Raw genomic sequence first — 23,052 nt, forward strand, 5'->3', positions numbered from 1 at the left:
GCTCAATATTAAACACGGTTAGGCCACCCTTTGGGAAGGGTGGCTTTTTTGCGCTTATTTTTGAGTAATTAAGAGTAGAAAAGAGGAAGGTCAACAATGAGGTTTCAACATCGTTTACGTTTCAAGTCATTAACCGCATTCATGATGTCGCTGGTTCTTTTATTTTCTCTGATCGGTTCGCTTCTGGTACCGGGTCAACAAGCGGTAGCGGCGGCAGGTACGGGGCCGAGCTCCATCCGGGAGTGGCTTCCTGCGCCTGGACAGTTCGTCAATGAGGCAGGCTGGGGCGGGGCCGGCGACATCAATTCGAAGTGGACGAACACGCCGGGGGCTGCCGGTGTATCGCTGGGGTCTTTCGGCGGCGGCATCGTCTTCCAATTCAATGAGCCGATTCAGAACAATCCGAAGAATCCGTATGGCGTCGACTTTACGGTTTTCGGCAACGCATTTCCAGGGAATGAAGAACCTGCAGGCGTTGCCGTAGCGCAGGATGATGGCACCGGCAATCCTGGTCCGTGGTATTTCATTGCGGGCTCGGAGCATTACGAGGATAGCACGATTTGGGATTACCGGGTCACGTATACGAACCCCGAGCCGGACTTTACAAGTCCGAATGGGGTTAATGTGCCATGGACGGATAATCATAGCGGCAGTGGAGAGGTGAAAACCAATGGCTCTCACCTGCATGCGTATTATCCGATTCCTGCCAATTATAAGGATGCGCCGGCTGATTTCAACAATCAATCGTATACTTATAGCGGCGTGAAAATTGCTGTCCGGAGTAATGCCTTCGGCTATCCGGATTCGCATGGCAACGGCAGTGCGCCATACAATGAACCTGCCAATCCTTATGTAACGTCGCCGACCAAAGGCGACCCGATCGACATTAGCTGGGCCGTGGATAGCGCAGGTCAGCCTGTAAGTTTAGCGAATGTCAGCTTCGTCAAGGTATACAACGCGGTTCAAATGGATGGCGGTGTCGTTGGCGAGATCGGCTCAGAGGTTACGTCCATTGAGAAAGTTACGCCGAATGACACGGTTGGCGAAACCGCCGATTTATCCAGCATTGTCCTGACAGGGACAGGCGCGGATGCGGCTGTAAGCAAGACGGTCACGGTTACGTCGGGCGTCTATTCGTATGCGAACATCCGAATTAACGCGGATACCGTCAAGCTCACGGCGAACGGCGCGGCGACGACGGTGTTCGTTAATAACACAAGCGGCACAACCGGCGTGCCGGTTGATAAAGAGATCACGCTTAGCGAAACTACGCCCAAAATTGTTCGCGTAATTGCGCAGAACGGCATCAACACGCCGAAGATCTACTATCTCAGCATTCAAAAGGGGACGGACGTTGTTGCCCCGCAACCGGTTCCGGTCTCTGTCGTTATAAGCGGCTATAGCGCCACAGCGGGGAAATCCGTCGTATTGAACGGAGCGACGACGGTCGAAGAGGGGCAAACGGCCGCTCAAGCGATCACGAAGGTCCTGAACCAGAACGACATTGCGTTCGTGAATCCAAGCGGCAATTACATCACCAGCATCGGCGGCCTGGCATCGTTCGACGGCGGCCCGAAGAGCGGCTGGATGTACTTGATCAACGGACAGTTCGCAATGGTTGGCATTGCCGATCTCGTTCTTCACAGCAACGATGTCATCACCTTGGTGTACTCCGATGACTATGAGCAAGATGTCACGCTGCTTGCGAACAAGACGCAGCTGAATGCCGCAATTGCAGAAGCCGAGGCGCTGCAGTCCGGCAGCTACACCGAAGCCAGCTGGCAAGCGCTGCAAGCGAGCTTGACGCTCGCGAAGGCGGTTGCTGCCAGTTCCGGTGCGATTCAGTATCATGCGGATACGGCGCTGGAGAAGCTGACGGCTGCGCGTCAAGGGTTGGTGCCGAAGTCTGGTCAGCTTCAGGATGCAATTGCCGGTGCCATTAGCTATTCCACATCCCCGGTAGGCGGGGTCAGCTCGGTTTGGAGTGCGATCGGCATCGCCCGAGCGGGGGAGAAGCTGCCGGGAACGTATCTTCAGAAGTTAATCAGCAACGTGACCGATGATAACGCGAATTTCGATAGAGTGACTGAGCTGGAAAAAACCATTCTGGGCATTACAGCCGCTGGCGGCGATGCAACGAATGTTGCGGGCTATAACTTGATTGATAAATTGGCAAACAGCGAATTGATGACCAAGCAAGGGATCAATGGTTTGCAATTTGCCCTGCTCGCCCTGGATTCCAAATTGTATCAGGTGTCATCCGATGCGCTTTGGACCAGAGACAAGATCATTCATGAGATCGTTTCGCGTCAGAATGCGGACGGCGGCTTCGTATTAAGCAGCGGTGCGAGCGATCCCGACGTTACGGCAATGACATTAACTGCTTTGGCGCCATATCATAATCATCCGGCGGTCGTAACTGCCGATACGATTGCTAAAGCTGGCAGCTGGTTGTCTACCCATCAGGGAACTGACGGAGGCTATACGGTTGTCTATAGCGGGTCATGGGGGTCATCGGAATCCAACAGCAGCGAGAGCGTATCCCAAGCGATCATTGCTTTAACCGCGAACGGGATGGATCCGACTAGCAGCGCTTATACGAAGAATGGTATTACGCTGCTGGATAAACTGTTCTCATTCCGACAAACCGACGACGGCTTCTCGCATATGCAAGGCTCAGGTTCCGACGGTATGGCGACGGAGCAAGCGCTCCAGGCGCTGGTTGCGTACAAGATTTATAAGAGTGGCAGCGGTGAGAGACTGTATGATTTGACCAAGCTTTCTCATGCTGCTCCTGTCGAGGTGCCTCTGCCAAGCGGCGATACGCCGAAGATCGAGATCCCTCTGGACGAGCAGGATTATCTCATTCCGATTGCGGAAACAGATGCGAATAAAGAAGTTACAATTGAAATCCCGAATAACTCTTCATCCACAATCAGCGTGAGTTTACCGTCCGGCATCGGCCTGCCTCAGATTACGGCGCTCAAAGGCAATGTCTCGATGATCATTCCTAAGGGGACGCAGACGACAAGCGGCGATGCATCGGCGCTGGAACTGATTACATCCCAAGATGCCGCAGATGCGGCGCTGAAGGGTAAGGTGAGCACTCTCGTTCCGGCAGGGCGCAAGCTGGATTCGGTGGATCAGGCCGTTACGTTCGGCGGCGGCAGTTCGCGGGTCCAATTTAATCAATTCGTTACCTTGACTTTCACCGGAATGAAGGGGAAGGAAGCCGCTTATATTGAAAATGGCGTCCCGCATGCCATCCGGAAGTATGATAACGATGCGGCAGGCCTTGCCAGCGGCAATATGGAGTATGCCTATGACAGCGGCAATGCATTGATTATCAAAACGAAACATTTTACGGATTTCATCGCTTATGCTTCCAGTACAACGTCTAGCGGAGGCGGGACGAACCCGGCTCCGAAGCCTACTGTCACCCTATCCGTTGACAAACTTACCCTTAATAAAGGATATGTAATTCCTTCTTTGAGCGTAGAGCTGCAAAGCGGAGATACGGCATGGAGCATTTTGAAGAGAACGTTGGATACCAAAGGAATTAATTACAGGTTCAAATGGTACGACACGTATGGCAGTGCCTACTTGCAATCCATTGACGGGGACGGCGAGTTCGATCATGGCAGCGGCAGCGGCTGGATGTACAGTGTCAACGGATCCTACCCAGGGAATGGAGCAAGCTCGTACGTGCTTAAGAATGGCGATAGCGTGCAATGGCGCTACACGACGAATTTAGGCAAAGATTTGGGTCAACCGACCGTTACGACGCCAGGCGGGATTGGCGGGGGCGGCGCGATCCTGTCGGATAAAAAGTCGGTCTTTGACGTCCCGGCAACTATTACGCAAGACTATAAGTTGAACATTACCAAAGAGCTTAAAGACAAAGAGCAAATCACTGTGAACATCCCGAACGTGAAGCCCAAAGTGATTCTGAATGTAACGGATGTTCAAGACAGCATCCCGTCGATCACCGTGGTGAAGGGTGAGATCTCTCTCTCGATTGACAAGGGAACCGCACTGAAATCGGGAGATCCGAACATTGAAGTGCTCACAACACTTGATACCGGGGATTCGAATCTACAGCGTCTCGTGCTGGGCGGCTTGGCGGATGACATCAAGCAGGCAGCGAAGCTGAAGCACGCTTTTGCTATGGGGAATGGCAATCAATCGGTTATATTCGATAAGCCGCTTACTTTCGTCATTAAGGGAGCAAAAGCACAGCGTGCCGGGTTTATCGAAGGGAACGCGTTCACCCCGATTGAAGTTTATGAAACGGAAGAGAAAGCTGTAGAAGCGACGAAAGGCCAGGATAAGGTTGCTTACGCCTTTGTCAAAGATACGGATTTGATCATCAAAACGAATCATTTTACCGATTTTGTTACATTCACAACAGCAGCGGAAACGGAACAAGCCTTTGATCTGACGAAGCTGTATTCGGATGCTGCGCTGATCTCCACATGGGCGATTGATGCCGTCAGCGAGGCTTCTCAGAAAGCTTTTGTTGAAGGCGGCTACGGCACATTTAACCCGCAAGCTACGGTTACGCGAGCAGAGTTTACGAAAATGCTGGCCAACGTGCTTGGTCTGGATGTGAAGACTAGCAAGCAAACGAGTTTCCAGGATGTCTCTCAAGACGATTGGTTCTATCCGTATGTGAATGCGGCTTATCAGGCCGGATTCATCTCCGGATATGACAACGATCATTTCTATCCGAATGAGAAGCTGACGCGGGAACAGATGGCGGTTATTATGGTCAAAGCGCTAAGTCTTCCAGCAGCAGGTCAAATGACGGAGCTCGAAGATATGAATCAAGTATCCGATTGGGCCAAGTCCGGCGTTCAGTCGGTTGTGGCCAGCGGGCTAATGACAGGTTGGAATAACCGCTTCCAGCCAAGTGAAGAAGTAACAAGAGAAATGGCGATCGTCGTTGCCATGAGAGCTTACCAGAAGAAATAATACCGGATTCCGAAATGAATTCATGGAGAAGGAGCAGAACACATTCTGCTCCTTCTCCGATCTTTTATAGGAAACAGCGGGAGGAAGAACTAATGAGACGTATGAAGAGGTTTACAGCGCTACTGCTTATTCTCTGCCTTTGTTTAAGCGGTTCGGCACAGGTTCTTGCAGCGAGTCAAACCGATGTATCCGCAGCCGTTTCCGACACAGCGGCTTATTTGGTAAAGACCGTTTCAGAACCGCAGGTAGGCTCTATAGGCGGCGAATGGGTAATCCTAGGGCTTGCCCGGTCAGGATATTCCGTACCGTCAAACTATTATGGCAATTATTACAAGGTTGTAGAAGAGTATGTCAAGGAGCATGACGGCGTTCTGGATGATAAGAAATATACGGAATATTCGAGAGTGATTCTAGCTTTAACCGCGATCGGCGAAGATCCGACCGACGTAGCGGGCTATAACCTGATTGAGCCATTAGGGGATTATGAAAGAACCTTGTGGCAGGGCATTAACGGTCCGATTTTTGCCTTACTTGCTTTGGATTCCGGGAATTATGCCATACCTGCGAATAAGAACGCGAAGACGCAGGCGACCAGAGAGATGTATATCAACGAAATTTTGGCCAGACAGCTGGCCGACGGGGGCTTTGCTTTGTCGGGTACGCATGCCGACCCTGATGTGACCGGAATGGCGCTGCAGGCGCTGGCCAAGTATCAGAAGCTTGAGAAGGTCCAAGCAGCAACCGGCAGAGCCATTGAAGCACTGTCCGACATGCAGAATAACGCAGGGGGCTACTCGAGTATGGACGTAGGCAATTCAGAAAGCACGGCACAAGTGCTCATGGCCTTATGCGAGCTTGGCATCGACCCGGAAGACGGCAGATTCGTTAAGCAAGGCCGCAGCCTTGTCGACAACCTGTTAAGTTATTATCGGGAAGGTCGCGGCTTCTTGCATTCGGCTGACGGCAGCGGTGAGAATCTGATGTCGACGGAGCAGGCATTTTACGCCTTGGTCAATGTACAAAGAGGAAGTGCGGGACAGACAACCCTGTACAACATGGCAGATGTAACCCAAGGTTCCCAGACGGATCCGGACCAAGCAAGCGCCAAGCCGGAGGGCGGAGGATTACCCCATAAACATAAAGATGTTACGCCGAGCGTCATCGTCAGTCCCGGCAGGACATTCTCTGATATTCAGGGCCATGCCAATCAGACATCCATCGAGGCGATGGCAGCCAGAAATATCATTAATGGCCTCTCTGACCGGCTATTTGCACCTGATCGGACGATGACAAGGGCTGAATTTGCCGCCATAGTAACGAGAAGCTTAGGCCTTACGCCTAAGGCTGAGCATGTGTTTCAAGATGTCCCTGAAGATAGCTGGTATGCACCGTATGTAGCCACTGCGTATACGTACGGTATTATTCAGGGGATATCGGAGGATACGTTTGCTCCTGAACGAACGATTACCCGGCAGGAAGCGGCGGTTATGGCAGCCAATGCCGCCAAGTTATGCGGAATGGATACGGATTTGCAGGGCGCCGAAATAAGGGATATGCTCGCGCCGTTTACGGACTACACGACGACGGCGGAATGGGCGAGAGCAAGCCTGGCGTTTGCTTACCGCGAACATCTTCTATCGCAAGAGATGATAGAAATAGAACCTGAAGCGGCTGTAACACGCAGCGAAGTGTCAGAGATGCTGTACCGTTTGCTAAAGGCATCCAAACTTTTGTGAAACGGGTGATGGCATGAAAATAACGAAAACAACACTATTTTCGGCAATCGTCATCGTACTCGTGCTTGTGGCCAGCTACCTGTTTATGGGGCCGCCGCAGCCGAATCATTCCGGGAGTTTGCCTGCACATACAACGGAGGCTCCCGTACAGCCGGAGAGCCCGATATCGCCACAGGGAGCGGGAAGCGGCAGCCCGGCAGTCCCGGACCGATCGGGTGTACAGCCGGAAGCTTCTACTGCCGCAGCTTCGGCAGCCCAACCGGCAACGGAACAGCCGATGAGTACGGTTAAGCCGGCGGAGACGGCTCCTGCGCATACGCCGGTACCGGATCAGGGCACAGCGGCTGAAAATACCGGTATCGAATCGCCCAAAGAGACGCCCGCGCCTGCTGCAAGTCAATCTGCCGCCAAGCAAGAGCAAGTCATTGATCCCAAGTCAGGTAAAGATCAATACCTGACAGAGCCCGTTCCTTCTGGCAAGCCGCTGCCTGTCGAACCTCAGAACGTGACAATGACAGACAAGGCTATGACGGCAACCCTATCCGTTACCTGCTTGACGATTCTGAATAACATGAAGCTGCTGGATAAGGAAAAGGTGGAGCTGGTACCGAAGGATGGGATTATCTTCCCAGCCACCAAGGTTACTTTCTACGAAGGCGAATCCGTGTTTAATGTGCTGCAAAGGGAAATGAAGAAGAATAAGATTCATATGGAGTTTGTGAATACGCCCATCTACAATTCCGCTTATATCGAGGGGATTAACAATCTGTATGAATTTGATGCCGGAGAGCTCTCGGGTTGGATGTATAAAGTGAACGGATGGTTTCCCAATTACGGAAGCAGCCGCTATTCGCTGAAAGAGGGGGATGTCATTGAATGGGTCTATACATGTGACTTGGGGCGCGACGTTGGCGACACCAACAATGCTATGGGAGCAACGAAACAATGAAAGATGCCTTCTCCAGCTACCATCCTCTCGTTAACTTTCTTTATTTTGCTATGGTCCTTGCTTGTTCGATGTTTTTTTTGCATCCGGCATGCCTGCTGATTTCTCTCTTTTTATCTTTGGCCTACGCGATCTATTTGAACGGCCGCAGGGCGATTCGGTTTCATTTGCTCGTGATGCTGCCCATGTTAATTGTCACAGCACTCATGAACCCGGCGTTTAATCACGAAGGCGTTACGATTCTGACCTATTTGGATAACGGGAACCCGCTTACGTTGGAATCCATTGCGTATGGGGCGGCTTCGGCTGCAATGCTGATCACGGTTATCAGTTGGTTTTCCTGTTACAATGCCGTGATGACTTCGGATAAGTTCATCTATCTGTTCGGCAAGCTCCTCCCTGCCATGTCATTAATTTTCTCAATGGTGCTGCGCTTCGTTCCCTCATTCAAGGCTCAGTTCCAAAGGGTGTCGGATGCGCAGAAATGCATTGGCAGAGATATGTCGAACGGCGGTGTGATTGCACGAATCCGGCATGGGGTCCGAATCCTGTCGATCATGACCACCTGGATGTTAGAGAATGCGATTGAAACGTCGGATTCGATGAGGAGCCGTGGATACGGACTGAAGGGAAGAACGGCATATTCCAATTATACGTTCGACCGCCGTGACCGACGGGCTCTGTGTGCCTTGGGTGTTTGCGGCGGGTATTGCATCTTAAATGCGATGCGCGGAACCTTGTATTTCCGGTATTTCCCGTCGATGAAAGGTCATGACATGTCCCTTCTCACCGTTAGTACATTATTCTCATATGCGCTGATGTGTGCAATTCCTTTGATTATGAACTTGTGGGAGGATAGGAAATGGAAGCTGCTTATGCAATCGAAAATTTAACCTTTTCTTATCCGAACAGCGGTAAGCTTGTGCTCGATCATATTTCTTTGAAGATTCAACAAGGCGAGTTTATTACGATATGCGGGAAGTCCGGCTGCGGGAAGTCGACCTTGCTGCGCCATTTCAAAACCGTGTTAACCCCTCATGGCCGAAGGAGCGGCACGCTGTTCTTTGAAGGCAGAGAGCTCGAGACCATCGACGCAAGGACGCAGGCATCCCGAATCGGATATGTCCTTCAGTCGCCCGACAATCAAATTGTGACGGATAAAGTTTGGCATGAGCTGGCCTTCGGGCTGGAAAGCCTGGGTTACAGCACCTCTGCGATTAGGCTGAAGGTGGCCGAGATGGCTAACTTCTTCGGGATACAGACCTGGTTTCACCAATCCGTTCTCGAGCTTTCGGGGGGGCAGAAGCAGCTGTTGAATTTGGCATCGGTAATGGCCATGCAGCCTTCCGTTTTAATTTTGGACGAACCGACGAGTCAACTCGATCCAATAGCCGCAGCAGATTTCCTGAATACGCTGGTGAAGATTAACCGGGAATTAGGAACAACCATCATCCTTTCCGAGCATCGCTTGGAAGAAGTATTGCCTGTTTCCGATAAGATTGCCGTTATGGACAGCGGTAAAATCATTGCCTTCGATACGCCAAGGAACGTTGGCAGAGCCTTGAAGGAAAGCATGGATGCGATGTTCTTCGCGATGCCTGCGCCTATGCGTATTTATGCGCATGTCGCTAACGAAATGGAATGCCCGCTTACGGTTCGGGAAGGACGTCAATGGTTGAATGCACTGGCTCCTATGATTCGAAAGCGGGCAGATGTGCCGGATACACCACGGAATCTAATGGGTGAAGCGGCTGTTGAGCTGAAAGAGACTTGGTTCAGATATGAGAAAGAATCCTCCGATATTGTGAAAGGGTTGACTTTCTCGGTTATGCCGGGTGACATATACGCCATTCTAGGGGGGAACGGGGCCGGCAAGACGACGGCGTTAAGCTTGATCTCCGGCCTGAAGAAGCCGTACAGAGGCGAGATCAAGATAGCCGGCCGAAACATTCAAGATCTAACCGACCATGAGAAATACGGCGGCCTGCTCGGAGTTCTGCCGCAGAATCCGCAAACCCTTTTCGTGAGTAAAACAGTTGAAGCGGATCTTAGAGACATGTTCTCGGGCTTAACGATCGACAAAGAGGAGCAGCAACGAAGAATCGCACAAGTCACTGACCTGTGCGAGCTAGGCGATTTATTAGGAAGACATCCCTACGACCTTTCCGGCGGTGAACAGCAGAGAGCCGCACTTGCGAAGATCTTGTTGACGGAGCCTGACATTCTGCTGCTGGATGAGCCTACGAAGGGATTGGACAATGAATATAAACGTAAGCTTGGCGAAATGTTGAAGAGCCTCAAGCACGCAGGAACGACCATCATTATGGTGAGTCACGATGTGGAGTTCTGTGCCTCCTATGCGGATACATGCGCGATGTTTTTTGACGGCAAGGTGGTATCCGAAGGCACGCCAAAGGAATTTTTCACAGGCAACAGCTTCTACACGACGGCGGCAAGCCGAATGGCAAGACACCTGATTCCAAGTGCGGTAACGGTGGAAGATGTGATTAACGCCTTGGGCGGGACCGTTCCGGATCCCCCTAATCGTATGAAGGAAATGAAGAAGAAATCAGGGTCAGGCAAGAGATCTGCGGCTGAGGGGGATAAGGGCATAGATGAACCGTTTCAAACGCCTGTAGGCCAAAGGAAGCTATCCCAGAGAACAGTGGTTGCGTCCTTTCTCATTTTACTGATCATCCCGCTCACCATTTGGTTCGGTATCTATTACTTAAACGACCGGAAGTATTATTTTATCAGCCTGCTTGTTATTCTGGAAACTTTGCTGCCATTTGTCATGATCTTTGAAGCCCGGAAACCCCAGGCGAGAGAACTGATCCTCATAGCCGTCCTGTGCGCCATTGCGGTAGCCGGAAGAGCGGCATTTTTCATGGTTCCGCAGTTCAAACCGGTTGTGGCCATGGTCATTATTGCAGGGGTCTGCTTCGGCGGAGAAGCCGGGTTTCTCGTCGGGGTGGTCACAGGATTCGTTTCTAATTTCTTTTTCGGTCAAGGCCCTTGGACTCCGTGGCAAATGTTTGCCTTCGGGATTATCGGCTTTTTGGCCGGCGTGCTGTTCAAGAAAGGTATTCTGAGCAGAAATAAGGCGGCCCTCTGCACATTCGGCGGGTTAGCGACATTCTTCATCTACGGAGGGCTGATGAATCCGGCAGCTGTTCTGATGTCGTCGGCCCATCCTACGAAGGAAATGCTGCTCCTTGCCTACCTGCAAGGGATTCCATTTGATTTGATCCATGCTGTTTCTACGGTGATTTTCTTATATTTGATCGCTAAACCTATGCTTTCCAAGCTGGATCGAATAAAGGAGAAGTACGGGCTGATGGAGAGATGATGTTCAGGCAGCTGGACCGGTCGCCTCTCACAATCATAACTTGGCATACCGCAAGATTCTGCGATACATCGTTTTATCTTTCAGCGTGTTAAAAATGCTCATATCCGGTCCCGTATTAATTTCCAGTATCCAGGGCTTCATCGTTGAATCAATGGCTATATCAACACCGAAGGCTTTTTTTCCTCGGTAACTTTCCCTTAGGACCATACTTGCTTCTCTGCCCAGAGATTCGATTTTTTTGATAAAGTCTATGCGCTCATCTCCGCTTAGGTGGGATTGGAGTAAAGTTTCAATGGGAAGCGGAGTGCCCCCGCTGTGAAAATTGGTCACAACCTTGCCCGGTTTAGCCAGGCGTCCGATGATGCCGGTCGTAACGAGCTGGCGGCTTCTATTTCTTTGGACCATCACTCTTATATCAAAAGAACGGCCGTTATGTTTGGCTAGGTCGATCCCTTGTTGAACAACATACTTGGTTTTATAGATGAAATTTTGAAGGGAACGATACAAATCATCGAATGAGGCGAAGCTCCTTGAGGCTGTCCCCCCTCTTAGTAGGAAGCCGTGATCCGTTTTCGTTATTTTATAAATGCCATGGCCTCCGGTGCCCTCATCCGGCTTCAAGTAAAGGGAATCATACTTCCGTATCATCCGCAAAATATTGGATTTAGTCGCTGCTGCCGTATCCGGCAGTAATGGAGCGATGTGGCTATATTTTTTCATGAAATTGTGTTTGCCTAATTTCCCCATCTTGTATTTCACCTTTTTTACACTCACACTCATACGATCAACCTCCCGCACATTCGTATCGTGGTAGTATATGCAGCAGGTTGATGGGGGGTACAGGCTTGAGCAGACTGTGGCGGCCCTGATAGTACAAGTAGGCGTAACTGGAATTTCTCCTTTTAAAATATCGAAATCGCCCTCGCGCTGCAGTGACAACTGGAAATTCTCCCGCTAATTTCACAAAAAGTGCCGCATAAGGGCAGCTAGTGCTGATTTTAACTGGAGGGATTCCCGTTATTCCTTCTGTAAGTGAATTAGGTGGCGGAATAACGGGAGTTTTTCCAGTTATCGCCCAGCGGGGGGGAAACGTCCAGCATATTGCCTGGCGGGAGGTTCAGCATAACGCCCGGCGGGGGAGGTAAGTCAGCGAAGGGTGGCATCCAAGCGATTTCAGAGCGCTTGGCACGCATAGCACCCAAACAACCCATAGCCCTGAGACTTATGTCTCGGGGCTTTTTCATCTCCTATGGAACTCGAAACGTAAAATAATGAAACGATTCGCAAAGATATCAAACAAGCGGCATACGGGGGGAGGGATATAATGAGTGCATGATAGGAGCAAAGGAGCACCATACAGCGCCTTATCGGCAGACTCTCGAAAGGAAAGGGAAAAGGACCATGAACAACCAACAAGCGACCAAGCAGCAAGCCTCTATGCAACTGGGTTCGAATAGCCTCCTGTCACTCCAACGCAAGCTGGCAAGATATAAGTATATTTATTTATTACTGCTGCCCGGATTGATATATTTTACGGTTTTCAAGTATGTTCCGATGCTGGGTATTCTGGTTGCATTTAAAGACTATAACTTAGCATTAGGTTTCTGGGACAGTCCCTGGGTTGGCTTGCACCACTTCGAGAAGTTTATACATGGCGTTTATTTCTATGACATTATAGGCAATACCATCCTGATTTCGTTTTACAAGCTGCTTTTTGGGTTTTCCGCCCCGATTATTTTAGCGCTGCTTCTCAATGAGGTAAGCGTATCTTGGTTCAAAAATACCGTTCAAACGCTAACGTATTTACCGCACTTTATATCTTGGGTCATTGTTTATGGCCTCATGGTGGCCTTGTTAGCTCCGGGAGAGGGATTTGTTAACTTAATTATGAAGGAACTGGGAATGGCTCCAATTGCTTTTCTAACAGAGCCTTCATGGATCAGACCGCTGATAGTCACCTCCGATATCTGGAAAGAGATCGGCTGGGGAGCCATTCTTTATTTGGCGGCACTAGCCGGCATTGATCCAAGCTTATACGAAGCAGCCAAAATCGACGGCGCTTCCAAGTGGAGACAGCTATGGCACGTTACTTTGCCGGGAATACGCAACGTCATAATTTTACTGTTAATCATTAGGCTCAGTCATATTCTGGATGCCGGGTTTGACCAGATCTTTATGATGTCTAACATGTTCAATCAGGAAAATGCCGATATCATCGATACGTGGGTATACCGAGAAGGTATTGAACGCATGCAAATAGGGCTTGCTACCGCTGTAGGTTTGTTTAAATCCGTCATTGGATTGATTCTGGTTATTTCCGCAAACCAATTGGCCAAAAAATTCGACGGACAAATCTGGTAAGGGGGACTGACGATGTATACATCCAAATCGCAACTGGGAATAGGCGTTGTATATTTGTTACTGGCGGTTATTGCACTGCTCTGTGTATTCCCCTTTATTTATGTGGTCAGCGTTTCTTTAACGTCGGAAGAAGAAGTGATGCGAAGAGGAATTGTCCTGATTCCCGAGACCTTTACTTGGACGGCGTACAAAACTGTGTTTGATTCTTTTGGTATTGGCCAGGCTTACAAAATTACGTTGTTTCGAACCTTCGTAGGAACAGCTTTCAATCTTTTCTTTACCGTCATCACGGCTTACGCGCTCTCTAAGAAGCTTTTACCCGGAAGAAGCGTGTTCTTACTGTATGTCGTGTTTACCATGTTGTTCGGCGGCGGATTAATACCAAGCTATATTTTGGTGAAATCGCTAGGCTTAATTAATAATATTTGGGTGCTGATTATTCCTGGTTTAATAAGTGCGTTTAATCTGGTTATTGTGAAAGGCTTCTTCGAGCAAATGCCTGTTGAGATCGAAGAGTCAGCCAAGGTGGATGGTGCCGGGGAAATGACTTTGTTATGGAAAATCATTCTGCCTCTTTCTCTTCCCATCTTGGCGACGATTGGCCTGTACTATGCAGTAAGCCACTGGAATAGCTATTTCGATGCGGTCATGTACTTGAATGACAATAAACTGATGCCGCTTCAGGTTGTTTTGCGCAGCATCCTGCTGAACCTTCAGGCTGCACAAAATGATCCTTTGTCTACGGATCTGCCTGTCAGCATGGTAGCCGTTCAGATGGCTGCCGTCGTCGTATCCACGGTGCCGATTCTTTGTGTATATCCGTTTATTCAAAGGCATTTCACAAAGGGAGTGCTGCTCGGCTCAATCAAAGGCTAATCGGACGAGATCGTAAAATCACGGAGAGATGTCATAATAATTTGAACAACCGGATGATATGGAATAAATATGATGGATGTATTCAAAGCGAATGCTTCGATAATTTATCATTTAAGGGGAAGATGCTATGAAACAGACAAAAAATGCCGTTAAACTGTTGTGCGGAATTGTTGCGCTCGGCCTGCTTTTATCGGCTTGCAGTTCCGGCCAAACCCTCACGCCTTCGCCATCTCCCGGTGCAGGGAGCCCGGCGCCGAATGACAATCGTTTCGCCAAACAAATGAAACTTACCGTTTTCAACTCCGGAGCGTTCAACCCCGGCGCAGCCATGCCCCCGCGCGAAGAAGACCCGATTCGCCAAATGCTCGAGAAGGCCGTGAATATCGATTTGCAGTATATGATTGTTCCAGGGGATCAGAGTGCGGCCAAACTGAATACCTTAATTTCATCCGGCGACATCCCTGATTTAATGTTTATGTCCAATCGGCAGGATGCCATTCAGTATTACAATCAAGGCATTGCACTGGATATGGACGAGCCTTTGAAGGCGTATCCTGAATTGCGAAACCGATTTTCTGCTACCCAATGGGATGCTGTGAAAAATAAAGGGAAAACATTTGGGATACCGGCTTATGATGTAGCAAGCGGATTTCAGGCTTGGTGGATTCGCAATGACTGGCTCAAGAAGCTGGGTCTCAAACAGCCGACAAACCCGGATGAATTGCTTGAGGTCATGAAGGCCTTTACTTTCAAAGATCCTGATGGCAATGGCAAGGATGATACGTATGGGTTTATTGGAGGCGTCGGGAAAGACGGCAGCATCGGGAACCAAGGCTGGGATTCCATCATGCTCATGTTCGGCATCACACCAAGCGACACTCAATATTCGGATGGCAAACTTATTATTGGCAGCGAAGATCCAAGACTTAAGGAAGCATTGACATTTATTAATAAAATCATAGAAGCCAAAGTCGTTGATCCGGACTGGGTATCTATGAATGAATCGGCTTCGCGGGATGCCAAAATGTTCAAAGGCAAGGGCGGAATCGTTCTAAACGACCTGCGTCGTATGGAGCCTAGCGGTCAAGCAAAGATGAAGGAAGTAGGCGGCGAAGTGCCGGAGTGGACAGTGATGGCTCCTCCGAAAGGTCCGAGGGGGGATCAAACGGCCGGATATGAAGCCTTCCAAAATAATTCCTGGCTGATTTCCAAAGTGGCTGCGAAAGATCCAGCGAAGTTAACGCGCATTCTGGATTTTCTGAACTACTGGTACACGGATAAAGAACTGTATCCTTATGTCGCCTACGGACTGAAAGGGACCCAATGGGATCTGGTGGATGGCAAAGCAAAGAGGCTTAATGTAAGTCCGGATGTTACCAACAAAACATTATGGATCACCAACTATTTCATGCCTCGTCGGGTGGATGACCCGATATTTTTCAACTTTTTGAATCCGCAAACGGCAGAGTTTCGGCAAAATAATTTGAAGTATATCCAACCAAACAAAATTACACCGTATGTCGTAGCAGACCCGGCAGATCCTTTATACAATGACCGCAAAAAATATGTAAATGAAATGGTATTGAAGTTTATGACCGGTAAAGAACCGTTAAGCAATTGGGATTCTTATGTCAACACATTGAATTCGAAATTTGAGCTTGGCAAGTTCAAGGAGCTTACGACCAAGCAGCTCCAAGAAGCAGGAATTATTAAGTAACATAGCGATGGCAGTTGAAAAAAGACCTGAACACCCGGGTCTTTTTTCAACTGCCATCGCCTACCCATATAGCCACTTAGCTTTTATGATAACCTTAAATTAAGCGTAGGAGGGGGAGGCTTTATCTTTCGGTATAGCAGCATGACGGTCAAGTTGTTCCTCCTTTGTTTTATTTTTGTTCTGGGCAGCGTGTTGCTCATCAGTCAACTCTCTTATCAATTTATTAAGAATCAAATTCGAGATAACGATTATTATTACATTAGTCAAATGCTGTCCAAGGTTGATCAGTACGTATCCCTGACTTCCGCAACGTTGAATACCATTCTGTTCTCCGTAAGCTCTTCCAATCCGAATGAAATGGATATGGAATCGCTCGAATCGCGGGTTAGTCAGCTTTATGAAATCAATAGCAACTATGTGTCCGATGTATACGTGATCAAAGAAGATATGTCGATTGTGGGAGGCAATATCCCTTCCAAAGTGCTCAAGGAGCTGCCACCGGACAGGAACCGCATCTATGAATTGGCGGCGCAGTCCCCCTATAGCATGATTGTAATAGGTCCGTATCACTCCTCGTTCTCAGGTTGGACGATCACGATGGCCAAATATATACCGAATAGCAGACCTTCTATCGTGGCAGCACTGGATATCGATCTGAGTTCATTTGAACAAACCCTATTGAAAATAAATCGCGAAGAGTCCATCAATATCGTTATTCTGGATGAGAAGGGCAAGATCATAGCCGGCAAGCCGGGTCATGGAGGCATCTTGCAGCCTGAAACCAGTTCGTTCCATTTCGGGGGGCTCACCTCGGAGGAAATCGCGCAATCGAATGAAAGCACGATTGTCGTCCGCAATTCATCGGAACATCCGATCACCATGATCAAAAGACTGACCTCGCGATTTAATTGGACCATCGTGTCGATTAACTCTGAACAATTCCTGACTCGATCATTGAAGAAAATTACGGATTATCTGTACGTTCTGATTGCGATTGGGTTTATCCTTAGTTTGATGATTGCTTTAGTCATTACCAGATATATCCGAAAGCCAATGAGTCAGCTGCTGAACAAAATCAATCTAATCAAGCATGGCAATTTGCAGGAAAGAGTTAACATGAACAGGAAGGACGAATTCGGCATTTTGTCTGGCTCCTTCGATCAAATGGTCGATCAAATTTCCGACTTGATTGAGAATTTGAAGGAAAATAAGGAGCTTCAACGATTGCTTGAGATTCAAATGCTGCAATCCCAGATTAATCCGCACTTCCTGTACAATACATTAGGTTCGATTAGCAATGCGGTCAGCTTGGGGCGTTATGAGAAGGTAGACCCTGTTATACGCTCGTTGATCGCCATCTTGGAGTACGGTGTTGCTGACGCGGCGGTTCAGGTTACTTTAAGAGAGGAACTCAACAACATTCGAGATTATATTGAAATTCAGAATGTGCGGAATAACCAATATTTCGAACTTGTCGAGCAGATTGAGGAGCCTCTGATGGATCAGCTTGTTTTCCGTATGCTGCTGCAGCCGATCGTCGAGAACAGCCTCTTTCATGGCTACCAGGGAGGCCGAATCGCCGGTGAAGTCATCATTCAAGCTTACCGAGAGGAGAACGTTGCCGTGATCGAAGTGATCGATCATGGTGTCGGTATGACGGAGGAGCAGACAAGCAGCCTCTTGCATGCAGGCGTTAGCCGAGGCGGCGATAGACGCAAACGGATTGGACTATTAAACATCCACCAGCGAATTCAGCTTCATCACGGATCAGCCTATGGATTAACGATAAGCAGCGCCCCGAACAAAGGAACCTGCGTCAGAGCTGTTTTCCCATACTTGACGAGAGAAAGGGAAGATCATTTATGAGAAAAATCCGATGCATCATTGTGGAAGACGAAGAGTTGATTGTGGAGCGGCTGAAGTTGTTTTTCACCAAACATGACGACCGTTTCGATCTGATCGGACATGCCTATTCGGGGCAAGAAGGCATACAGCTCGCTTTGCAGCTGCAACCGGATATCGTCGTAACGGATATCGTCATGCCAGGCATGGACGGCATCATGATGATTCAATCGTTGAAAGAGAGGCTGCCTTCGACGTTCTATATCATTCTGACGGCATACGCCAAATTCGAATATGCAAGAAGCGCTCTCCATCTTGAAGTGCAAGAGTACGTGAACAAGGTCCCGATGGATGAAGAGGCGATCCTCAAGGCGCTCGAGAAAACGTCATACCGCATCGTGGAGTTTGAAATGAAGCGAAGGCTGCAGCAGACCCATAGGGAGCATATGTACCGTATTAGGAAACAAATTCTTAAGGAGATTATCGGGGGGGAGTTACATCCATCCCGCATGGAGGTTTTGGCGAAGGACCTGCAATTTCATTTCATACCGAGTTTCTACAATGGTTTTGTGATTGAACTGGATTCGATTGAACATGTTTCACATTTGAGCCAAGCGGATAAGAGCCTGATCAGATTCGCGATGATGAACATTGCCGAGGAAACGATTCAGAGTCATACCCAAGGGTTTTGTAGCGAGATTGCGGAAGATCGCCTGTTCGGTATTCTTACATGGCCTCATATGTACAGCGATAGTGAAAATAACCAGCGCTGCTTGACGTTAGGCAATGAGCTTATTGCCAATATGCGCAATTATTTAAAGTTCTCCGTTTCAATCGGCTTTAGCGGCATTGCCAAGGGGTGGGAGCAGCTGCCCAAAGTCTACAAAGAAGCAGCGGACATTTTTGAAGATGTTTATTATAAGGATAAAGGAGCTATCTTAACGCCACTCCACCGGATTCGCTACGAGGCACGAAATGTAGATGAGCTGCACGTTAAAATTCAGGATTTTATGCAGCATCTGCAATCGGGATCTCAACATGAGCTTTTATTGACTAGGCTGCGTGATATGAAAAGCTGGGTTGATCATCACAAAATTCCGAGAACACAGATGATTCCGATCGTTCTCCATCTGCTGGAATCGATTCGGCGAAGACTGCAAGATCAACATAGAACCGCTCCGCTGATTCAGGTTGACACGATAAAATCACAGAGCTTCAACAAACAGTGGGAGTTTCTATTGGGCTATCTGGAGAATGGTTTTGCCGCAGCCGCTAAACATTCGAGAAAGCCTGAAATTGTGAAGGCGAAAGAGTTCATTGCCCTCCATATCACGGAACGTATTTCATTGGGCGAGGTTGCCGAGCATGTGAACTTGACTCCCGCTTACTTCAGCGGACTTTTCAAAAAAGAAGAGTCCGTAAGCTTAGTTGACTATATTAATCAACGCAAGGTTGAACTCGCTGCGGAGATGCTGAAGAAGAGGGATTATTCCAATCAGGAGCTGGGAGATGCCATTGGCATTTATAATGAGCGTTATTTTATAACGTTATTTAAACAGTTCATAGGAGAGTCTCCGCAGAAGTATAGGAAACGATGGTTTACTTAACCTCAAACGGTTGAAATGCAAGGCCCATGAACGTATTCATGGGTCTTCTTTGTTTTCGAAAAATTTTAAATCAATGCCCATAAATCTCGAACAAGCTCATCGGCCTGCGGCTATACAATAAGGCTGGGAATGTCAGACAAGACGATTCAATTTTCTTAAATCAGAAGGAAGCAGGGAAGAAGAAAGGGGCACCTATTCATGGACATTTATTCCAAAGTGAAGCAAGTTCCGCACGCGGCAAAAATGATGGATGATGAGTACTATATCTGGTGTACAAGTGTTGTAGAAGGCCATGACGGGAAGTATCATATGCTTTATTCGCGGTGGCCGAAGAGCTTAGGCCATTATGCTTGGGTTACGGATTCAGAGGTTGCTTATGCCGTAGCCGATCATGCGTTAGGGCCGTATGAGTTCCAAAGTGTGGCCTTACTGCGAAGAGGAGCAAGTTATTGGGACGGCGTCTGCACGCATAACCCTACAATAACGAGAATTGGAGATTTATATTATCTCTATTATACAGGTACGACTGGTAAAGCGAAGGTTCGGCAGCCTGCTTCGATGTCCGATCCGGAATGGTGGGAATATCGCAATAACCAGAGAATCGGTGTCGCCGTGGCTGAGCACCCGGCTGGTCCATGGCAGCGTTTCGATCGTCCTGCGATCGATATTAGTGATGAATCAACTGCGTTTGATTCCTTGGCGGTTACCAATCCCAGCGCGACAACGCGTCCGGATGGGGGCGTGCTTGTAATCTACAAGGGGATAACTCGCTGCGATCGCTTGCAAGGCGGACAAGTGCTTTATGGAGCAGCTATTGCCGATAAACCGGAAGGGCCTTATGTCAAACAAGAAGGACATGTTTTTGAACATGCAGGTACAGGTGATCATTGGATGGTTGCGGAGGATCCGTTTATTTGGCATGATCTTGACCGTTATTACGCCTTAACGCGGGATGTCGTAGGGATCTTCACAGGTGAGAACGGCGGAATTGCATTATTCGAATCTTATGACGGGTTGAATTGGCAAGCGGCAGCTCAACCGAAAGCTTTGGGGAACGAGTTTCAATGGGAGGATGGCACTTTCAGTGGAACCAAGCTGGAGAGGCCCCAGTTATTGATTAAAGACGGCGTCCCGCAAGTGTTGTTCGGGGCCGTAGATGTGAACATGCCGGACCGTCGGTCGCATTCGTTCAGTGTGTTTATTCCGCTCGTTTAGCCATTTGAAGAAGAGAACTGAATGGCCAAAAGAAAAGCAGGCAGCCACTGATGAAAATTACGAGGCTCGAACTCTTCAAGGTGCCGCCAAGAGGGTGGTACGGCAGCGGAATGGTAATCGGCAGGCTATTCGTGTGGCCTGCCCGTAACATGAAAGCCCGAATAAGGCCCTGCGAAGTGAAGCATTTCGCAAGGCTTTATTCGGGCTATAATAGTTAGGCTTCGATGCGGAAGCGGTAGAGCGCGCTTTGGAAGTCGCCGCGCTGACGAGGAAGAGGCAGTCCCGCATACATTAACTCGTCGCCGCCGTATACGTCGTTGCTGCTCAGGTCGCGGTAATTACGCTGCGGATCGAGCCCTTTCAGCTTAAGGCGCTTGAACGGATCGTTAGGCTCAGCCAGTATGTTGAAGTAGCATGCCAACACATCCCGGCCGTCCTCGGATACGAACATCCAAGCGGCATCCAAGCCCTCGAACGGGCTCAAGAGACGGTAGAAGCGGCCGAATTGCACGAATTCCCTCAGCTCTTTGTACTGGGCGACTTGCTGCTTGGCAAGCTCGCGCTCTTCATCCGTAAACGTCGTCAGATCCAGCTCGTAGCCGAAGTTGCCCGACATCGCGACATCTCCGCGCATGGCCAGCGTTGTCATCCGGTGCACCTGGTGATTCGGCACAGCGGAGACGTGGGCGCCCATCGAGGAGATCGGGTAGACGAGGCTTGTGCCGTACTGGATCTTCAAGCGCACGACCGCATCGGTATTGTCGCTGGTCCATGTTTGCGGCATATAGTGCAGAATGCCCGGATCGAACCGGCCGCCGCCGCCGGAGCAGCTCTCGAAGAGCACATTCGGGAAGGCGGATGTGATCCGTTCCATAACCGCATACAAGCCCAGCATGTAACGGTGAGCAGTCTCTCTCTGACGTTCCGGCGGCAATGCGGCGGAGCCGATCTCCGTCATATGCCGGTTCATGTCCCATTTCACATAGGTAATGGGTGCACTAGCCAGCACGCCGGAAACCGTATTGACGATATAGTCGCACACCTCGGGGCGGGTTAAGTCGAGAATGAGCTGGCTCCGTCCTTCCGACCGGGTGCGGTTCGGCACGTGCAGGCACCAGTCGGGGTGGGCCCGGTACAGCTCGCTGTCGCGGGAAATCATCTCGGGCTCGAACCAGAGACCGAACTGCAAGCCCAAGCGGTTGACGCGAACGGCTAGATCCTCCAAGCCATCCGTCAGCTTGGCCTCATTGACGAACCAATCGCCCAGCGAGGTCGTGTCGTCGTTCCGTTTGCCGAACCAGCCGTCATCCAGCACGAACAGCTCGATGCCAAGCTCTTGGCCGGCCTTTGCGATTTGTTCGATTTTCTCAGCGTTAAAGTCGAAATACGTTGCTTCCCAGTTATTAATAAGCACGGGACGCGGCTTGTCGCGAAATGCTCCACGGCAGAGGCGTGTCCGGTACAGCTCGTGGAACGTCTGGGACATGCCGGTAAGGCCCTTGTTCGAGTACACCATGATCGCTTCCGGCGTTTGGAACGACTCGCCAGGCTCCAGCAGCCAGGAGAAATCGAACGGATTGATCCCCATGGCAATGCGCGTCGTATACATTTGGTCAACCTCGACGGATGCCAGGAAATTGCCGCTGTATACGAGGTTGAAGCCGTATACGCTGCCGCTGTCCTCGGTCGCACCGTGCGCAAGCAGGGCCAGGAACGGATTATGCTGATGGCTGCTCGCACCACGGCGGCTCTCGATGGATTGCGTGCCCGGTTTAAGCGCTCTCCGCTCGATGTAGCGTTCTCTTGCCCAAGCTCCGGAGAGGTGCAGCATGTCGAATTTGTCATGCGGGAAATCCACATTGAGGCTGAGCGCTCTCAGCAGCCGGAGCGGCTCTTGGCCTAGATTCACGAACCGGATGCTGCGGGCGATGGCTTCATGCCGGGCAAAGGCGGTGTAGCTCAGAATCGCCTGAAGCCCGATGAGCTTGTCCTCCAGCACAATCTCCAGCGTTTGCGCCTCAGCGTCATCTTCCGTATAGGTGGCAGGCAGTCCAGTCAGCGGGGCTTTGCCCTGGGTAATCGTATGAGAGACATACTTCAAATCGGTCACCGTCGTCCCGTTAGCCAGCTGCACTTGATAGGCCGGCGCACGGAAGTCGGAGTTGCCGTAGCCGGGGTACTCGAGCGGAAGCATGTCCAAGGAGTAGGATCTGTCGGGCGGCTCGGGATTCGGAGAGAATGCGCGGTCCGTCGTGCGGATCAGACGATCCGGCTTCACGTCACGGACGGGATCTCCCCAGTACAGATGGGCCAAATGACCCGATTTATAAATGTGCAGCACATAGCTGGAACGGCCGGCTTGCAAATGAAATAAGCGCTGCTGAGCATCAAACAGGATGGACATAAGAAGAAACACCTCATACTTTCTA

General features: G+C 49.8%; 13 protein-coding genes. 11 read left to right on the forward strand and 2 right to left on the reverse strand.

The window, feature by feature from the left end; all coding sequences use genetic code 11:
- Nucleotides 1-96: 96 nt before the first annotated feature.
- From PUT07_RS29355 to PUT07_RS29375, 5 genes are all read left to right on the forward strand, one after another.
- Nucleotides 97-4,974, forward strand: a complete 4,878-nt coding sequence (locus PUT07_RS29355) for a DUF4430 domain-containing protein (RefSeq protein WP_274472333.1) — start codon at nt 97-99, stop codon at nt 4,972-4,974.
- Nucleotides 4,975-5,066: 92 nt separating this feature from the next.
- The gene (locus PUT07_RS29360) at nt 5,067-6,710 is read left to right on the forward strand and encodes an S-layer homology domain-containing protein (protein WP_274472334.1); all 1,644 of its coding nucleotides are present in this window, start codon (nt 5,067-5,069) and stop codon (nt 6,708-6,710) included.
- 13 nt (nt 6,711-6,723) lie between these two features.
- A complete protein-coding gene (locus PUT07_RS29365) occupies nt 6,724-7,659 on the forward strand; it encodes a DUF4430 domain-containing protein (protein ID WP_274472335.1) in 936 nt (311 codons plus the stop codon).
- A complete protein-coding gene (locus PUT07_RS29370; RefSeq protein WP_274472336.1) occupies nt 7,656-8,549 on the forward strand; it encodes an energy-coupling factor transporter transmembrane component T in 894 nt (297 codons plus the stop codon). Before PUT07_RS29365 ends, PUT07_RS29370 begins: the two co-directional genes overlap by 4 nt.
- Nucleotides 8,519-11,005, forward strand: a complete 2,487-nt coding sequence (locus PUT07_RS29375) for an energy-coupling factor transporter ATPase (RefSeq protein ID WP_274472337.1) — start codon at nt 8,519-8,521, stop codon at nt 11,003-11,005. The genes PUT07_RS29370 and PUT07_RS29375 overlap by 31 nt, the downstream gene beginning before the upstream one ends.
- Nucleotides 11,006-11,038: 33 nt before the next feature.
- Here the strand turns inward: PUT07_RS29375 and PUT07_RS29380 are convergent, their stop codons facing one another.
- Nucleotides 11,039-11,785, reverse strand: a complete 747-nt coding sequence (locus tag PUT07_RS29380; RefSeq protein WP_274472338.1) for a YheC/YheD family protein — start codon at nt 11,783-11,785, stop codon at nt 11,039-11,041.
- 657 nt (nt 11,786-12,442) lie between these two features.
- Here PUT07_RS29380 and PUT07_RS29385 point away from each other — a divergent pair.
- From PUT07_RS29385 to PUT07_RS29410, 6 genes are all read left to right on the forward strand, one after another.
- On the forward strand, nt 12,443-13,366 hold the full coding sequence (locus tag PUT07_RS29385) for an ABC transporter permease (RefSeq protein ID WP_379240991.1): 924 nt from the start codon (nt 12,443-12,445) through the stop codon (nt 13,364-13,366).
- A gap of 12 nt (nt 13,367-13,378) precedes the next feature.
- Nucleotides 13,379-14,242: a carbohydrate ABC transporter permease gene (locus PUT07_RS29390; protein WP_274472340.1), complete on the forward strand. Its 864-nt coding sequence runs from the start codon at nt 13,379-13,381 to the stop codon at nt 14,240-14,242.
- A 127-nt stretch (nt 14,243-14,369) separates the two neighbouring features.
- Nucleotides 14,370-15,959, forward strand: a complete 1,590-nt coding sequence (locus PUT07_RS29395; RefSeq protein ID WP_274472341.1) for an extracellular solute-binding protein — start codon at nt 14,370-14,372, stop codon at nt 15,957-15,959.
- Between the two features lie 141 nt (nt 15,960-16,100).
- On the forward strand, nt 16,101-17,825 hold the full coding sequence (locus PUT07_RS29400) for a cache domain-containing sensor histidine kinase (protein WP_274472342.1): 1,725 nt from the start codon (nt 16,101-16,103) through the stop codon (nt 17,823-17,825).
- Nucleotides 17,822-19,408, forward strand: coding sequence for a response regulator transcription factor (locus PUT07_RS29405; protein WP_274472343.1), 1,587 nt, complete (start codon nt 17,822-17,824; stop codon nt 19,406-19,408). Before PUT07_RS29400 ends, PUT07_RS29405 begins: the two co-directional genes overlap by 4 nt.
- A 198-nt stretch (nt 19,409-19,606) precedes the next feature.
- Nucleotides 19,607-20,623, forward strand: a complete 1,017-nt coding sequence (locus tag PUT07_RS29410) for a glycoside hydrolase family protein (RefSeq protein ID WP_274472344.1) — start codon at nt 19,607-19,609, stop codon at nt 20,621-20,623.
- Between the two features lie 214 nt (nt 20,624-20,837).
- Here PUT07_RS29410 and PUT07_RS29415 read toward each other — a convergent pair whose 3' ends face one another.
- Nucleotides 20,838-23,027: an alpha-galactosidase gene (locus PUT07_RS29415; RefSeq protein WP_274472345.1), complete on the reverse strand. Its 2,190-nt coding sequence runs from the start codon at nt 23,025-23,027 to the stop codon at nt 20,838-20,840.
- Nucleotides 23,028-23,052 lie beyond the last annotated feature (25 nt).

Source organism: Paenibacillus sp. MAHUQ-63 (assembly GCF_028765165.1).
GTDB lineage: Bacteria > Bacillota > Bacilli > Paenibacillales > NBRC-103111 > Paenibacillus_E.

Excerpts from the sequence above, each read along its gene's own strand:
- PUT07_RS29375 (WP_274472337.1), top strand. The coding sequence starts at position 8,519 with ATGGAAGCTGCTTATGCAATCGAAAATTTAACCTTTTCTTATCCGAAC.
- PUT07_RS29400 (WP_274472342.1), top strand. The coding sequence starts at position 16,101 with ATGACGGTCAAGTTGTTCCTCCTTTGTTTTATTTTTGTTCTGGGCAGC.
- PUT07_RS29365 (WP_274472335.1), top strand. The coding sequence starts at position 6,724 with ATGAAAATAACGAAAACAACACTATTTTCGGCAATCGTCATCGTACTC.
- PUT07_RS29380 (WP_274472338.1), bottom strand. The coding sequence starts at position 11,785 with ATGAGTGTGAGTGTAAAAAAGGTGAAATACAAGATGGGGAAATTAGGC.
- PUT07_RS29355 (WP_274472333.1), top strand. The coding sequence starts at position 97 with ATGAGGTTTCAACATCGTTTACGTTTCAAGTCATTAACCGCATTCATG.
- PUT07_RS29360 (WP_274472334.1), top strand. The coding sequence starts at position 5,067 with ATGAGACGTATGAAGAGGTTTACAGCGCTACTGCTTATTCTCTGCCTT.
- PUT07_RS29395 (WP_274472341.1), top strand. The coding sequence starts at position 14,370 with ATGAAACAGACAAAAAATGCCGTTAAACTGTTGTGCGGAATTGTTGCG.
- PUT07_RS29410 (WP_274472344.1), top strand. The coding sequence starts at position 19,607 with ATGGACATTTATTCCAAAGTGAAGCAAGTTCCGCACGCGGCAAAAATG.
- PUT07_RS29405 (WP_274472343.1), top strand. The coding sequence starts at position 17,822 with ATGAGAAAAATCCGATGCATCATTGTGGAAGACGAAGAGTTGATTGTG.
- PUT07_RS29415 (WP_274472345.1), bottom strand. The coding sequence starts at position 23,027 with ATGTCCATCCTGTTTGATGCTCAGCAGCGCTTATTTCATTTGCAAGCC.
- PUT07_RS29370 (WP_274472336.1), top strand. The coding sequence starts at position 7,656 with ATGAAAGATGCCTTCTCCAGCTACCATCCTCTCGTTAACTTTCTTTAT.
- PUT07_RS29385 (WP_379240991.1), top strand. The coding sequence starts at position 12,443 with ATGCAACTGGGTTCGAATAGCCTCCTGTCACTCCAACGCAAGCTGGCA.
- PUT07_RS29390 (WP_274472340.1), top strand. The coding sequence starts at position 13,379 with ATGTATACATCCAAATCGCAACTGGGAATAGGCGTTGTATATTTGTTA.